General features: G+C 38.5%; 5 protein-coding genes. All 5 read right to left on the bottom strand.

What is annotated here, in order from left to right:
• Positions 1 to 38: 38 nt before the first annotated feature.
• From I8752_RS01675 to panP, 5 genes are read right to left on the bottom strand one after another with little or no spacing between them, the layout of a single operon-like run.
• Positions 39 to 1,412 (bottom strand): cytochrome P450, encoded by a 1,374-nt coding sequence (locus I8752_RS01675; RefSeq protein WP_214430593.1) that lies wholly within the window; start codon positions 1,410 to 1,412, stop codon positions 39 to 41.
• A 9-nt stretch (positions 1,413 to 1,421) separates the two neighbouring features.
• Positions 1,422 to 5,504 (bottom strand): non-ribosomal peptide synthetase, encoded by a 4,083-nt coding sequence (locus tag I8752_RS01670; protein WP_214430592.1) that lies wholly within the window; start codon positions 5,502 to 5,504, stop codon positions 1,422 to 1,424.
• Between the two features lie 10 nt (positions 5,505 to 5,514).
• Positions 5,515 to 10,149: a type I polyketide synthase gene (locus I8752_RS01665; protein ID WP_214430591.1), complete on the bottom strand. Its 4,635-nt coding sequence runs from the start codon at positions 10,147 to 10,149 to the stop codon at positions 5,515 to 5,517.
• A complete protein-coding gene (locus I8752_RS01660; RefSeq protein ID WP_214430590.1) occupies positions 10,142 to 14,821 on the bottom strand; it encodes a type I polyketide synthase in 4,680 nt (1,559 codons plus the stop codon). Before I8752_RS01660 ends, I8752_RS01665 begins: the two co-directional genes overlap by 8 nt.
• A gap of 28 nt (positions 14,822 to 14,849) precedes the next feature.
• Positions 14,850 to 16,490 (bottom strand): pyridoxal-dependent aspartate 1-decarboxylase PanP, encoded by a 1,641-nt coding sequence (panP, locus tag I8752_RS01655; protein WP_214430589.1) that lies wholly within the window; start codon positions 16,488 to 16,490, stop codon positions 14,850 to 14,852.
• Positions 16,491 to 16,542 lie beyond the last annotated feature (52 nt).

Genomic DNA, 16,542 nt, shown 5'->3' with positions numbered 1-16,542 from the left:
AGTATTATTTACTATTTAATTATTAATATTTGCGAAGCTCAAGCAACAATCGATAATTTTGATTGTTTTTGATGTTGATGCCGACCATGTGTAATCATCTTCACGCCACTAGCAGGATACCCCAGAAGACCGCCAAATTTTGGTCGTTCTGGTCGTTGACTGACTAATGCTAATTGATAGCTTGAAAGAATTGTTGCTAATACAAGTTTCATTTCAAATAAGGCAAAATTTCCACCAATACAAACACGAGAACCACCACCAAAAGGGAGAAATTCGTAAGGTGAAAATTGTTTTTCTAAAAAGCGTTCTGGTTGAAATTCTTTTGGTTTGGGGTATAAGTCTTCGCGTTGATGTGTGGAATAAATATTACCAATAAGTATCGTACCGGGATTTAGTTCATAGCCCATCACCTCAATTGGGGATTCTACTAACCGGGGAAATGTAAACAACTGAGTTGGGTAAATTCGTAAAGCTTCATGACAAACTGCACTGAGGTAAGGTAAGGAGATAATACTTGTGGGGTCTGCGTTTTCCCCAAGACTATCGAGTTCTAATAATAGGCGATCGCGTACTCTCGGCGAACGATGAATCCAATATAATGCCCAAGTAATTGCAGTTGCTGAAGCATCGCCAGCTGCAAAAATTGGCGATAGCAGCAGGTCGCGCACCTCTTCATTACTTAAGGGTTCGCCTGTCTCATCAGCAGCAAAAATGAGATCGTTAAGCATGTCAGTGCGTGAAGAATCTGCTTGCGATCGCCGTTCTTGAACTTCAGTATCTAGCAATTCAAAAATCTCTTGTCGGAGGTGAAGCATATATCCTTGCGGACTCCACCGACCTAAATTTTGTTTTCCTAAAGGTAGTTTTGTAATAAATTGAAAAAGTTTAGATTGCTCGAATTTAAACATAGAAACGAATAAATGCTTGACTTTGTCATAGCGTTTCCCTTCAGATAATCCCAGCACAACTTCTATCCCGATCGACAGAGTAATTTCTTCGACAATTGAGTAAGCAACAAAAGGTTTCTCAATCACCTGTCGATCCATAATTTTTTGTGTAAGTTCGCAGATACGCCGTCCACAAGCTTGCATCCGCGTTCCATGAAAAGCTTGCATTAAAAGCTTACGTCGATTTTTATGAACGAAGCCATCAAGTTGAAGGATTCCCCGATTTCCTGTGAACAAAGCAAAATCTTCGTTCAATGTACCAGATGCGGTAATTTCTTTAGCATTAGTAAAAATTTGCTTAATGCCTAAAGGATTACTAACATAAATCATCGGCGTAGAACCAAACATTATAGTTACTATGTCACCATAAAGTTGGTAATTAGCATCCATATAGGTAAAGGGGTTAGCCTCGAATTGGCGAGTTAGTAACCAAGCAGGAGTTTTTGGGCCTGGGGGTAGTTTCATCAGTTTTTTTTACTCCCTACATACAGCATTATCAATACAAATTCTCAAATTTTTAGCTAACTCATGAATATAAGGTTCTACAAAAATCGAGAAATGGTCGCCGGGAACTTCAATCATTTGTAGAGGTTGATGAGAAAATTTTCCCCACCCTAGTAATGGGTCGTCTGTATTCCACTCTGGATTTTCAAAATCATGAATTATTTCTTTATTAGCTCGAAATAAAGTTATCTTCTGGGAATAAACCGATGGCACATAGTCTCGCATAGCTTGGACGTGAGCTTTAAACAGTTTGTAATGACGAAGGAAATCATTAATTTCTGCATCGCTAAACAGAAAGTTAGCTTTTTTATTAATTAAATGAAGTTGCTCTTTTAATGGCAAATATCGCAGTTCTTCAAAAGGTACGGAAAAGTCTATATTATTGTCAGTTTTTATTGATTCAGCAATGCGGAGTAAAAATTTTGCATCGTCATCATCTGTCGATTCAACGGGTGTTTCTGAAATGATGGCATCGATGATAACTAATAAACTTACTGTTTGACCTTGCCTTTGTAACTGTTGCGCCATTTCAAAAGCAAGCACACCGCCATAACAATGACCGCCTAAAAGATAAGGGCCATTTGGTTGTACTTTACGAATTTCTTGAAGATAGCGAGTTGCTGTCTCTTCTACTGAGACATCTGATTTATCTTGCTCTAAAGTATCTTCCAAAGCATAAAATTGATAATCTTCACCAAGTCTTCTAGACAAATTAAAGTAGTGACTAATATTTCCACCAGCGCCATGAATACAGAAAAAAGGTATCTTAGAACCAGAAGAATTAATTGCTACTAGAGGAGCATGAGAATGACGGGATGGCTGACTGACAATAGTTGCTAGTTTTTCAATTGTGGGGTTTTCAAAAAGAGTAGATAGAGGAAGATTATGCTCGAATCTGTCGTGAATTTGAGCCATTAAGCGTACAGCTAAAAACGAGTGACCACCCAAGTCAAAGAAATTATCTGTTACCCCAATAGGGTTAGTATTGAGAAGACTTTCCCAAAGTTTTACTAATGATAATTCTGTAAAATTTCGAGGAGCAACAAAGGATTGATTAGTATTTACTCTAATAACTTCATTAGTTGGTAAAGAGCGCCTATCTACTTTGCCATTGGGTGTTAATGGAAGCTTATCGAGGACAATGAAAGCAAACGGTTGCATGTAATTAGGCAATTTCTGTTGCAAATATGGTAGCAATTGTGTAGCTATATTTTGTTTATCTGTGACGACATAGGCAATTAAACGGGGATTTTCTTGAGCATCATTGCTTGCAATTACAACAGATTCTTGCACATCTGGATGTTGTGCAAGAACAGCCGCAATTTCACTCAATTCCACTCGAAAACCTCGAATTTTTACCTGTTCGTCCCGGCGACCAAGATACTCAATATTACCGTCGTTAAGATAACGTACAATATCACCAGTCTTGTAAAGCTTGTTTCCTGGAATAAAGGGGTTATCAATAAATCTTTCTTGAGTTAATTCCAGACGATGTAAATAACCCTTTGCCAACCCGTCACCACCAATATAAAATTCGCCAGCAACTCCTATAGGTGTTAATTGCAAATTGCGATTTAAGACATATATCTGAGTATTATCAATTGGACGACCGATAGGCACACTATTTGCTTGTGGCAATAAACTGGTGTCATAATAAGTGGCATTAGCAGAAACTTCTGATGAACCATAAAGGTTAATTAGTTTTGCCGATGGCATCAATTCTCGGAAAGCTTGCACTAACTTAATAGATAGAGCTTCCCCGCTAGTTATCCAAATTTTTAATTGCGATAATTTCTTGGTCAGATGGCTGTAATTATCTAAAAGTAAGCGGAGTAGTGAGGGTACAAGTATAATCCGAGTAACTTTGTAATTTGCCAAAGCTTCTATAAATAACTGTGGGTCTTGTACAGTAGGATTGCTAATAATTACTGTTGGAATTCCTTGTAGCAAAGGAGCAAAAATCTCCCATACAGAATCGACAAAACTAATAGCTGTTTTTTGACAACAAACTTCTTCTGGGGTAAAAGGATAAGTTTTCCATAACCAGTGTAAGCCGTTAACTGTACCGCGATGAGTGCCAAGAACGCCTTTAGGAGTTCCAGTTGAGCCAGAAGTATAGATAATATAGGCGAGATTATCAGCTTTTGAAGTGTTAATAGGATTTACTAGATTTTGTTTAGCGATTTCATCTTTGTGGATATCCAAGTAAACGACTTTATCCGCAGATAATGATAGTTTTTCTAATATCTCTTGCTTGGTAATTAACAACGAAGCTTGAGAATCAGAAAGCATAAAATTTAAACGCTCAACTGGATAACTCGGATCTAAAGGAATATATGCACCACCAGCTTTGAGAATAGCTAAAATTCCTACTACCATGTCTATAGAACGTTCTAGACATAGAGCAATCAAAGTTTCTTTTGTTACACCCTGTTTTTGTAAATAATGTGCAAGCTGATTAACTCTGTGGTTAAGTTGACGATAAGTTAATTCCTCAGACTGACTAATTAATGCTTTTAGGTCTGGTGTTAGTTCAACTTGCTGCTCAAATAATTGATGTAGAGATGCATTTTGGGGATAATCGGTACGAGTTTGATTAAACTTAAATAATAGTTGTTCTTGCTCAGAAGCAGTTAGTAGCGATAACTCACTTAGGCGTTGCTCTGGATTAGCAATTATATTGCCCAACAAAGTTTGAAAATTGTTGATAAATTGGGTAATCGTTGTTGAATCAAAAATATCTGTATTATATTCCAAACATCCTGTTAATCCCTCTGAAAATTCAGACATCGATAGGAAAATATCTAGTTGAGCTGTACCGCTATCAAATTCTAAAGTTTGCAAAGTTAAACCAGAAACTTCTTGCACATTCGCTGGAGTATTTTGCAGCACAAACATGACTTCATAAAGTGGATTTCTGCTTAAGTCGCGTTCCGGTTGCAATCTTTCTACAAGCATCTCAAAAGGCAAATCTTGATGTGCATAAGCATCAAGTGTTACCTCACGTACTCGATGGAGAAATTCTAAAAAGCTGGGATTACCACTCAGGTTATTACGTAATATTAAAGTATTAACAAATAAACCTAACATCCCTTCTAATTCGGCTCGATTGCGATTAGCAATTGGAGAACCAATTAAGATGTCTTCTTGGTCTGTATAGTAATATAATAATATGTTAAATGCTGTCAGCAAACTCATAAATAAAGTAGCGTCTGCTTGCTGGCTTAATTGTTTCAATGCATCTGTCAGAGATTTTGATAAATTAAAGTATTGTTTAGCACCAGTAAAAGATGTAACGCTAGGTCGCGGACGGTCTGTAGGTAATTGTAGTACGGGTAGCTCACCTTTGAGTTGTTGCTGCCAATAATTTAATTGAGTTTCTAAGAATTTACCTTGAATGCGATCGCGTTGCCAAATTGCAAAATCTGCATACTGGATGGGGAGTGCAGTTAAGGGAGAAGGCTGATTTGTCGAGAAAGCCGCGTACAGCGTTGATAACTCCCGCAGGAAGACATCACAAGACCATCCATCTGTAATAATGTGATGCATGGTAACAAGCAAAACGTGTTCTGCTTCATTCAAGCGTAGTAAAGTTGCTCTAACTAAAAGTCCTTGAGCTAAATTAAAAGGTTTTTTGGCTGATTCTGCTACAAGTTGCTTAACCTCTTCTTCCCAATTTTTCCCAGATAAATGTTCTAGATTAATAATAGGTAAATCCCAAGTTGATTGAGTTGTAATCTTTTGGGATGGTTCTCCATTGACAATCTGAAAATTTGTCCGCCAAACTTCATGACGCTTGATAATTTCATCGAGGCTTTGTTGAAGTGCTGTAATATTTAGTTGTCCTTTGATATGCAAAGCGATAGGAATATTATAGAAAGGACTACCTTGGTAAAGTTGGTCAATAAACCATAGCCTTTGTTGGGAGAAAGATAAGGGAATATTCTCTGATGTTTGGCGTTTGGGAATAGTATCAGCTAGAAACTTTCCTTTCTTCCATTTTTCTAAAAGGGCTTTCTTCGCCGATGATAAATTAGAGTTTTGTTTATCCATTGCCAATTAATTATGAATTATTTAAAATAACCGCTACTTCTTCTTCTGACAATTCTTCAATTTTTGCTAACATAAGTTCCTCAATCATTTCTGCTTGTTTAGCTGGTATCATTGCTTGTAATAACAGGTCGCGTAGTGGTAAGTCTACAGGAAACTTTGTTCGCAATCGAGAAACTAGCTGAGTTGCAATTAGGGAGTCTCCTCCTAACTCATAGAAATTATCGAAAATACCAACTCCTGTAACTCCAAGTACCTCTTGCCAAATCTCCGTAATTTGTTGTTCCAACTCATTTGTTGGCGTAACATAAGCGTTACTCAGCTGAGGTCTGGAATAGCGCGAAGATGAATCTGAGCAATTAAGAGATTTTGAATTTGCTAGAAAGTCGGGATTAAATATATGATGATTTCTGTTATTGATATCTACTGTAGAAATAACGATCTGACTTCCTTGCTCTAAAGCAAATATTCGTTTAAATACTTCTACAGCTTCTCTGGAATTAATAGCTAATTTTGACTCGGTTGTTTGTTGATTTTGGTTAACTTCTATCTCTAATTTATCCCAGTTAATAATATACCACGGCAAAGAATTATTTTGGTTGTGTCGATTAGTAAAGGTATCTAAAAAACAATTAGCTGCCGAATATAAGCCTAAGCCGAATCCTCCTAAAATGGAAGATAAAGAAGAGAAGACAATACAAAAATCTAATTTTTGTTTTTGTAATACTTGTTCTAAGAGAATAATTTGATGATGCTGGAAGTTCAATACATTTTCTGATTCTATTGACTTAATTTCAGAAATTGAGCAAAATAAATGTTCGCGTTTAATTCCAGTCGAATAAATAACCCCATTAATTTGACCAATATTTTCTAACGAAAAGCCTTGATAAATTTTTTCATCATTATTTGTGTCTACACGGATGACTAAAACTTTAGCACCTAACTTCTCTAATTCCAGCAATTGTTCAATTTTGCGGCTCGTTTCATTTTGTTGATTGTGAGTTTCCAGCCATTGCCAAAAATCATCATTTTCTGGAAAATTTGCATCCTCGATAAATATGAGTTTGGCTGGGAAAGTTTTTGCTAAATATTGCGCGATCGCAACTTCAATATCTTCTAACCCTCCGGGAAACAGATAAACACCCTGTTTTCTTAATGGCGTTTTTTCTTCTACTATTGACTCTAAGTAAATTGGCTCAAAAGTTTGTACCCAACGATAGCGATCGCGATAAGCAACAACCAAGTCTAAAGATACAACAGTTAACTCATTTGAGAGTTGGTCAACAATAATACTGTCATAATCTCCTTCTCTTTTTTCTGCGTCCACCGAAGTTTGCTCAACGGGGGGAACCCCCGCACGCAACTTCTCTCTGCGGTTTGTTAAATCAACATCAATACACCGACAAGTAATATTAGGATACTCTTGAGGGATTACCTTACATAAACCTAATATTGCTGCTTTTTGTGGGTCTAGTTTTTCATTACCATTTACCTGTTGAATGTTGTTCGATATCACCCAAAATTGTAAGCGATCGCTAATTTTCAATTTAGATATACTTTGTGTTAAAAACAGCAGACTATTGAATTCTAAATATTTTTTTGATTGATTTATTTCAACTTTATTAACGCTCCATAAATAAGCAATATTCTGGAGACCTCTCCCAATTGAAATTAATTCATGAAACAAAGTATCATAATCTTCGCATCTGTATTGATTAATTGTATAAACGCCATCAGTAACTTTACTAAATTGTTCTGCACACTTGACTGTAATAATATTTTGCTTTTGTTTCAGTACATTAATTAATTTTTCACCGATTCCTAACTCATCAATAAAAAATAGCCATTCTTCCTGTGTAGATTCTATTTGAGAAGAGAATGAATTTGGCAGCAAAGAGCGTTTCCATGAAGGAACGTAAAACCAGTCAGCAATATCTTGTTTCTTATCCAAACTTGCTGATTTAGTATTTAAAGAAGGCGATAGAGATTTAGCATCAATCCAGAATCGTTGTCGCTCAAAAGGATAAGTAGGCAAAGGCAAACGATGACGTTGCTCGTAAGCATAAAACCCCGACCAATCAATTTCCACACCACAAAGCCACAACCGACCTAACGTCTGCAATAAAAACTGCACATCAGATTGTTCATCTTTAACATGGCGTAACGAACTCAGCACCTGTTGTTTAGCGTTTGAAGACAAATGCTGTTTTGTTAAAGTACTTAAAGTCCTTCCCGGCCCTACCTCCAGAAACACACCCTCAAACTGCCGTATCAATTGAGATATCCCTTCAGAAAATCTCACAGTTTGACGCAAATGTTGACCCCAATAATCAGGATTTGTCGCTTGTGCAGCTTCAATCCACCTACCAGTAACATTAGAAATAAAACCAATACTTGGTGGATGCAGCTTAACTTGTTTAACTATCTCGACAAACTCCTCTAAGATTGGCTGCATCATCTGTGAATGAAACGCATGAGATGTATGCAACAGCCGACATTCAATACCTTGAGAAATTAATTGATTTTCTAAGGCTGCAACAGCTTGTTTTGTGCCAGAAACAACACATGAAGAAGGACTATTAATCACCGCGATTTCTAAGTTTTCCTTTAACAGCAACTCTACTTCATTTGCTGGCAGGGGAATTGCTAGCATACTTCCTGAAGGTAACTGTTGCATCAGTTGTCCTCGTTTTGCCACAATCATCAAGGCATCTTCTAAAGAAAAGACACCTGCAATAGTTGCTGCAACATATTCCCCGATGCTATGACCAATCATTGCTTGTGGCTGTATGCCCCAGGACATGAATAACTGAGCTAGGGCATACTCGATGACAAATAACGCGCTTTGGGTAAAAGCTGTTTGTTGTAGTTGCACTGATGCAGCAAGAGTATCTTCGGCACTGGGATAAAGTAGCGAACGAATATCAACACCGAGGTGCGGTTGCAAAGCAACAGCGCAATTATCTACATGTTTGGTGAAAGTGGGTTCATGTTCGTACAGTTCCCTAGCCATGTTCGCATATTGCGCTCCTTGTCCGGAAAACATGAAGATGACTGGACAGTGACTTGGTTGACGATGATTAGTCAAAATTCGTTGTGATTCAATCTCTGTTAGGGCTTTGACTGCATCTTCAAGCTCGTGGCAAACTACTAGGCGACGATGGTCAAATGCTCTCCTACCGACTTGGAGAGTATGAGCGACATCTGCGAGGTTAATGTCTGGATTTTGCTTGAGGTGTGTTGCTAAATTGATGGTGGCAGTTTCTAGTGCGGTGCTGGTTTTGGCTGACAGGAGTAATAATTGCCAAGTCCGCGAGGGACTCGAAGGCTCAATTGCTGGTGCTTGTTCTAAGATGACGTGGGCGTTAGTCCCGCCAATGCCAAATGAACTCACGCCTGCGCGGCGTGGTGTGCCGTTGGTTTGCCAAGGTGAGAGTTTGCTGTTGACGTAAAATGGGCTGTTGGTGAAGTCGATTTCTGGGTTGGGTTGTTGAAAGTGCAGGCTTGGAGGTATGAGTTGATGTTTTAATGCCAAGACTGTTTTGATTAAGCCTGTTACGCCTGCTGCTGTGTTCAAATGCCCAATATTTGTCTTTACCGAACCCAGCGCACAATATCCTTTTTGTTTGGTGCGGGCTGCAAACGCTTTTTTCAAAGCACTAATTTCAATGGGGTCTCCCAAGGCTGTACCAGTTCCGTGAGCCTCAATATAAGTGATGGTTTCGGGAGCAACGCCTGCGATCGCTTGAGCCTCGGCAATTACCTCAGCTTGACCGCTCACACTAGGAGCCGTATAACCGACCTTAGCCGCACCATCGTTATTAATGGCTGAACCTTTGATGACTGCATGAATATAGTCACCTTCAGCCAAAGCATCTTCTAATCTCTTGAGGACAACAAGACCTATTCCATCCCCGAAAACAGTTCCTTGTGCTTGAGCATCAAAAGCACGACAGTGACCATCAGGAGAAGTTATATCCCCTTCTTGATAGAAATAACCTTGTTTTTGCAGAGATTCTATAGAAACACCACCTGCCAAAGCCAAATCGCACTCGTAGTTTAGCAATCCTTGGCAAGCTGAGTGAACAGCAACTAACGATGTAGAACAGGAAGTTTGAATATTGATGCTTGGCCCCTTCAAGTTCAATTTATATGAAACTCTTGTGGCAGCAAAGTCTTGACTGTTGCCATATGCAATTAAATCAGTCAATTCGCTCAGGTCAGGGTGGGAACTCAAATTACTCATAAAGTAATTACTCATATTGGTTCCCAAATAAACACCAGTCAAACTTTTGCTCGATCCAGGTTCGTAACCAGCTTTTTCCAATGCTGACCAAGCACACTCCAGAAGAATACGGTGCTGGGGGTCAATGACTTCAGCTTCTCTTGGCGAAAAATCGAAGAAAGCTGCGTCAAACATCTCAATATCTGATATATTCGCACCAGCTTTGACATACTGCGGGTTACTCAGCCATGCCGGATCTACACCCGAAGCTTTTAATTCTTCATCGCTGAAAAAAGAAATTGACTCTTGTCCTTTGCACAAGTTTTCCCAAAATTCATCAACATTTTTGGCTTTTGGAAAACGACCAACTATACTGATTACGGCTATGCCTTTAATAGAATTGTCCATTTGTAGATCAGACATCTATTTTTCTCCTTTGCTTCATTAATTGTCGTTTTTCCTGCATAGCCGCTTCTTTTTTGCTGGCGCGTTCATCAGCTTGTTGAAATATTGGTTCTGCAATTTTTTGATCGCTGATATATTCAGCCAAGGTACTTATGGTTGAATATTCAAATAGTTCGGCAACTGATAAATTTTTGTTTAATATTTTGAGAATTTTACTACGAACCTGAATTATTAAGAGTGAATCTCCTCCTAATTCAAAGAAGTTGTCATATAGTCCTATATTTTTTATTCCCAGCAACTCTTGCCAGATATTCGCCAGATTTTGCTCAATTTCATTTCTAGGAGCAACATACGGATTCTGTAACTCAGGTCTAGAATGTAGTAATAAATTTGCTTGTTGAGTCTCTGTTTCTTGTAATGATTCTAACTGAATCCATTGTTTGATTCTAGCTTGAATATCTGCCGTAGAAATAACAATGTTATTAATGTTACTAAAATTTAAGATTATTTGAAAAGCTTTTATTCCTTCTTCTGTATCAATCGCCAACTCACGCGGTGCATCCAGAGATATACTTTGTTCGTTAGCTTGATTAAGTTGCCAACCATCCCAAATTATGCTGCTCCATGAGATAGGATGACTTTGATTATGTTGGTGTACAAAAGCATCCATAAAATTATTGGCTGCTGAGTAAGCAACATGACCTAATCCTCCTAAAATAGAAGACAAAGAAGAGAGTAAAAAGCAAAAATCGAGCTTCTTGTTTTGCAAGACTTTGTTCAATACTAAAAGTCCGTATACTTTTGGTTGAAATTGCTGCTCGCAATTGCTGCGACTTATTTTTTCAATTGCTTCAAAAGATTTCCCTTGAGTAATTCCAGCGGCGTGGATAACACCGTTAATTTGACCAAACTGTTGTTCGGCTTGCGCGATCGCACTTTGCATTTGTTCTATGTTGCTGACATCAGCACTCACCACCAAAACTTCTGCACCTAAGTCTTCGAGTTCTTGAACTTGACGAATTTTGCGGTTAATACTGTCAGTCTCATCATGAGTAGATAGCCATTTTTCCCACTCGTCTCGTTGAGGTAAAGGAGAACGTCCTAGCAACAGTAGTTTTGCTTGCACAGTTCTAGCCAAGTATGCTGCTAAAACAAATCCAACACCTCCGAGTCCACCTGTAATTAAATAGACTCCTTTCTCTCTGAGTCGAGGCTTTTCTAGGTTAGTTTTATCGAATCGCACTGGCTCAAAAGTTTGCACCCAACGATTTAAGCCTCGATAAGCAATCAGCTTTTGGGAATCAGCAACGGTCAATTCTGCTAGTAATTTTTCTATAAGTTGTTGTTCTTGCCAACTTCCGCTAGGAGGAAGGATAACATCGATATTACGACAATTAATATTTGAATATTCTTGAGATATAACTTTAATTGTTCCGAGCAAAGTTGCTTTTTCTGGACAAAGCACTTCAGTTCCTGTAACCGACTGTAAGTTGTTAGAAATAACTGTGATTTTTACTTCATCTAGAGTCTCTTGTTTTCCCAAAATTTGGGCAATAAATAGCAGGCTATAAAATCCTGTTGTTTGAGCTTTTTCTATTTCTGCAATTTCTAATTCTTGTTCAATAATAGGTGCGACATTCCATAAATGAATAATTGTTTTGGGTAACTTAGTTTTTGCGGCCAACTCCTGGAATAATACATCATAATCATGATGATTTTGAGGATTAATTGTATATTTAAACTCATTTTCTCTAATAAAGCGATCGCCAATTTTTACTGTAACTATATCTTGATTTTGTTTTTCTAATTGTTTTAGCAATTTGATACCCAAACCATACTCATTGATAAACACCAAAGTGCAGGTTTTTGGAGATACCAATTCTGGATGGTCGGGTTGTATTGGAAGTAAAGAAGGCTTCCAAAAAGGAATATAAAACCAGTCAGCTATATCAGGCTTTTTATCTAGTGAAATTGAAGTGCGTAGGCGTAGCCCGTCGTAGACATCGCTATCTTGTCCAGGATTCTTAGACTCAATCCAGAATCGTTGGCGCTCAAAAGGATAAGTAGGCAAAGGCAAACGATGACGTTGCTCGTAAGCATAAAACCCCGACCAATCAATTTCCACACCACAAAGCCACAACCGACCTAACGTCTGCAATAAAAACTGCACATCAGATTGTTCATCTTTAACATGGCGTAACGAACTCAGCACCTGTTGTTTAGCGTTTGAAGACAAATGCTGTTTTGTTAAAGTACTTAAAGTCCTTCCCGGCCCTACCTCCAGAAACACACCCTCAAACTGCCGTATCAATTGAGATATCCCTTCAGAAAATCTCACAGTTTGACGCAAATGTTGACCCCAATAATCAGGATTTGTCGCTTGTGCAGCTTCAATCCACCTACCAGTAACATTAGAAATAAAACCAATACTTGGTGGATGCAGCTTAACTTGTTTAACTATCTCGACAAACTCCTCTAAGATTGGCTGCATCATCTGTGAATGAAACGCATGAGATGTATGCAACAGCCGACATTCAATACCTTGAGAAATTAATTGATTTTCTAAGGCTGCAACAGCTTGTTTTGTGCCAGAAACAACACATGAAGAAGGACTATTAATCACCGCGATTTCTAAGTTTTCCTTTAACAGCAACTCTACTTCATTTGCTGGCAGGGGAATTGCTAGCATACTTCCTGAAGGTAACTGTTGCATCAGTTGTCCTCGTTTTGCCACAATCATCAAGGCATCTTCTAAAGAAAAGACACCTGCAATAGTTGCTGCAACATATTCCCCGATGCTATGACCAATCATTGCTTGTGGCTGTATGCCCCAGGACATGAATAACTGAGCTAGGGCATACTCGATGACAAATAACGCGCTTTGGGTAAAAGCTGTTTGTTGTAGTTGCACTGATGCAGCAAGAGTATCTTCGGCACTGGGATAAAGTAGCGAACGAATATCAACACCGAGGTGCGGTTGCAAAGCAACAGCGCAATTATCTACATGTTTGGTGAAAGTGGGTTCATGTTCGTACAGTTCCCTAGCCATGTTCGCATATTGCGCTCCTTGTCCGGAAAACATGAAGATGACTGGACAGTGACTTGGTTGACGATGATTAGTCAAAATTCGTTGTGATTCAATCTCTGTTAGGGCTTTGACTGCATCTTCAAGCTCGTGGCAAACTACTAGGCGACGATGGTCAAATGCTCTCCTACCGACTTGGAGAGTATGAGCGACATCTGCGAGGTTAATGTCTGGATTTTGCTTGAGGTGTGTTGCTAAATTGATGGTGGCAGTTTCTAGTGCGGTGCTGGTTTTGGCTGACAGGAGTAATAATTGCCAAGTCCGCGAGGGACTCGAAGGCTCAATTGCTGGTGCTTGTTCTAAGATGACGTGGGCGTTAGTCCCGCCAATGCCAAATGAACTCACGCCTGCGCGGCGTGGTGTGCCGTTGGTTTGCCAAGGTGTGAGTTTGCTGTTGACGTAAAATGGGCTGTTGGCGAAGTCGATTTCTGGGTTGGGTTGTTGAAAGTGCAGGCTTGGAGGTATAAGTTGATGTTTTAATGCTAAAACTGTTTTGATTAAGCCTGTTACGCCTGCTGCTGTGTTCAAATGCCCGATGTTAGTTTTTACCGAACCCAGCGCACAATATCCTTTTTTATTCGTGCTAGCACTAAAAGCTTGTGTGAGAGCCTTGATTTCAATTGGATCTCCTAAAATAGTTCCTGTACCGTGTGCTTCTACATAAGTAATAGTCTCAGGTTCAACTCCAGCTAAAGCTAAAGCTTCTAAAATTACTTCTCTTTGACCTTCAACACTAGGAGCGGTATATCCAACTTTTAAAAAACCATCATTATTAACAGCTGAACTTTTGATTACAGCATGAATTAAATCACCATCAGCAAGGGCATCTTCCAATCTTTTTAAAACTACTACACCCAAACCATTGCCACCGTTAGTTCCTTTGGCTTGAGCATCAAAAGCTCGACAATGACCATCAGGAGAATGAATTCCTCCTTGTTGATAGCGATAACCAAGTTTTTGCGGTACTACAACAGAAACACCTCCTGCTAAAGCGATATCACTTTCACCATTCATTAAACTTTGGCAAGCAAGATGAACGGCAACTAATGATGTAGAGCAGGCAGTCTGGACATTGATACTCGGCCCTTTTAAGTTTAATTTGTAAGAAATTTGTGTTGGTAAAAAATCTTTCTCATTTCCAATAGTAATACTGTCCTCTGATTCCATCAAATCACGATGAGGATATAAATTGGCAAGCAAATATGTACTTAAAGCAACACCCGCAAAAAGACTAATTGAGCCACTATAAGTTTCAGAGTTATAACCAGCATTTTCCAAAGCTTGCCAAACACATTCCATAAAAAGACGGTGTTGTGGATCTGTAATTTCGGCTTCTCTAGGAGAAAAGCCAAAAAATGTAGCATCAAATAAATCTATATCATCTAATATACCGCTGGCCTTCACATAATTATGGTCATTAATCATTGCTGGTTTTACACCAGCAGATACTACTTCCTCATCAGTGAAAAAAGATATTGATTCTATCCCGTCTCGCAGATTTTGCCAAAAAAGATCGACGTTTTTTGCTCCAGGAAAACGTCCTGACATCCCAATAATAGCTATTTCATCTTCATTGAAATTTAGAGAAGTATTGAAGTTATCCATTTCTCTGATTTGAATTATTTAAAAAGTTTCAAATTGATATTTTGGCAGCAATCTGTATTTGATCTTTTAAAACAGCGTTAATGTCTTCTTCGGTAGTTAAAGGATTAGCAATCACAGCACGCATGGCCACCACAGGAATTTCATTACCGTAATTAACATTTTTTTTGACAGTTCTGGAGATAAAAGTATTGCCAATTTGCCGCTGTGTTTTCTGTAAATATTCATTAAATTTATTAATAACTTGATTATCTATTTTTGTTAATTGTCTTTTAGCAGCATGACTTCTAAATTGCTCTGGAATATAGCGATAAATTAAGAGATTTGTATCTGGTTCTGCTAGCAATTCAAATTCAGGCATTTCTGAAATACAAGCAGCCATGTATTGAGTTTTTCGGATTCCTTCATTAATTAAAAACTCATATCCTTTAAGCCCAATTAGCTTTAACCCAGCATGTAACAATAAAGCCATGGCTGGTCGAGAACCTTCTAAAGCACGTTTTCCTAAATCAAACGAACCCTTACGCATGGTATAACTAGCCTGTTTTTCGATTGAAGAAGCTAGATATGGGTCGCGGAAAAAGACCATACCAATGCCCATAGGTAGATATAGTTGTTTATGGCCATCAATAGTAACTGAATCAGCTTTTTCTATACCAGCAAGCTTATAGCGATATTGTTCTGAAAAAATTAATGGTCCGCCCCAAGCAGCATCTACGTGAAAATGAGTATTGGCTTGTTGTGCAATCTCTGCAATCTCTTTAAGAGAATCAACTCCGCCGGAATCTGTCGTGCCAGCAACCCCGATAATTGCAATAATTAGTAAGTTTTGCTGACAACAGTCCATAACAGTTTGGCGCAGCAATTGCAAGTTAACCCGATTATTTCCATCGGTAGGAATTCTGATTAAACTATGGATACCAATACCCATCAAATCGGCAGCTTTATCAAAAGAGTAATGCATCAAATCAGAGCCAATAATTACTGCTCCTTTATAGCCATAGAAATCTAAAGCAGCTGCTAAACCTTCTTTTTCTACACCAAGAAATCCATCTTTTGGCCCTAATGCAGCATTTCGCGCACACCAAAGTGCTGTAATATTTGCCACTGTCCCGCCAGAAACTAAGATTCCTAGCGTACTGAGGTTATTTTGAATATGTTGAGTGTAGAAACTGTCAGAAAAATTATAAATCTGTCGATGCAACATAGCCAAAGCTTCACGTTCGCAAAAGCTGAGGGCTTTAGCTGTCTCTATTTTGACGGCATTTTGATTCATTGCCGTCATGAGTTTGGCTAAAGGGCGAACAAAACTAGGAAGTGCCGAGGTCATGTGACCGATAAATCGCGGCGAAGATGTATGTATTGAATGAGCAACTACATTGTTATCTATGTACTTGAGATAGCTTTCAAAGTTAGTAGGCTGAACGGGAATTTTACTATCAGAAAAATTTTCTAGTATAAAGTCTAAATCAATGTTGGTATTAGAATCTATACTGCTTAAAAAATCTTGAGAAATCCGCTCTGTTATTTCGTCTATTTTTTTTTCAAGAGAGTTTACCCGATCGCCTGAAGCAAACATTTGCATTACTTGCCCTTCTACATCATCATGTAATGCTTGTTCTGATTCAAAAAGGTAATTTTTGTTGAGCATTTCTTGACTGCTTGATGTCATATTGTGTTTGTTAAAATAAGTTTTTTTACTTCATTCTTGAAGGAAGAAGGTT

This window comes from Dendronalium phyllosphericum CENA369, from assembly GCF_016056275.1.
Lineage (GTDB): Bacteria > Cyanobacteriota > Cyanobacteriia > Cyanobacteriales > Nostocaceae > Dendronalium > Dendronalium phyllosphericum.
This window is presented reverse-complemented; position numbering and strand designations above follow the sequence as displayed.

Coding starts and splice junctions, on each gene's coding strand:
- panP (WP_214430589.1), bottom strand. CDS start 16,490: ATGACATCAAGCAGTCAAGAAATGCTCAACAAAAATTACCTTTTTGAA.
- I8752_RS01675 (WP_214430593.1), bottom strand. CDS start 1,412: ATGAAACTACCCCCAGGCCCAAAAACTCCTGCTTGGTTACTAACTCGC.
- I8752_RS01660 (WP_214430590.1), bottom strand. CDS start 14,821: ATGGATAACTTCAATACTTCTCTAAATTTCAATGAAGATGAAATAGCT.
- I8752_RS01665 (WP_214430591.1), bottom strand. CDS start 10,149: ATGTCTGATCTACAAATGGACAATTCTATTAAAGGCATAGCCGTAATC.
- I8752_RS01670 (WP_214430592.1), bottom strand. CDS start 5,504: ATGGATAAACAAAACTCTAATTTATCATCGGCGAAGAAAGCCCTTTTA.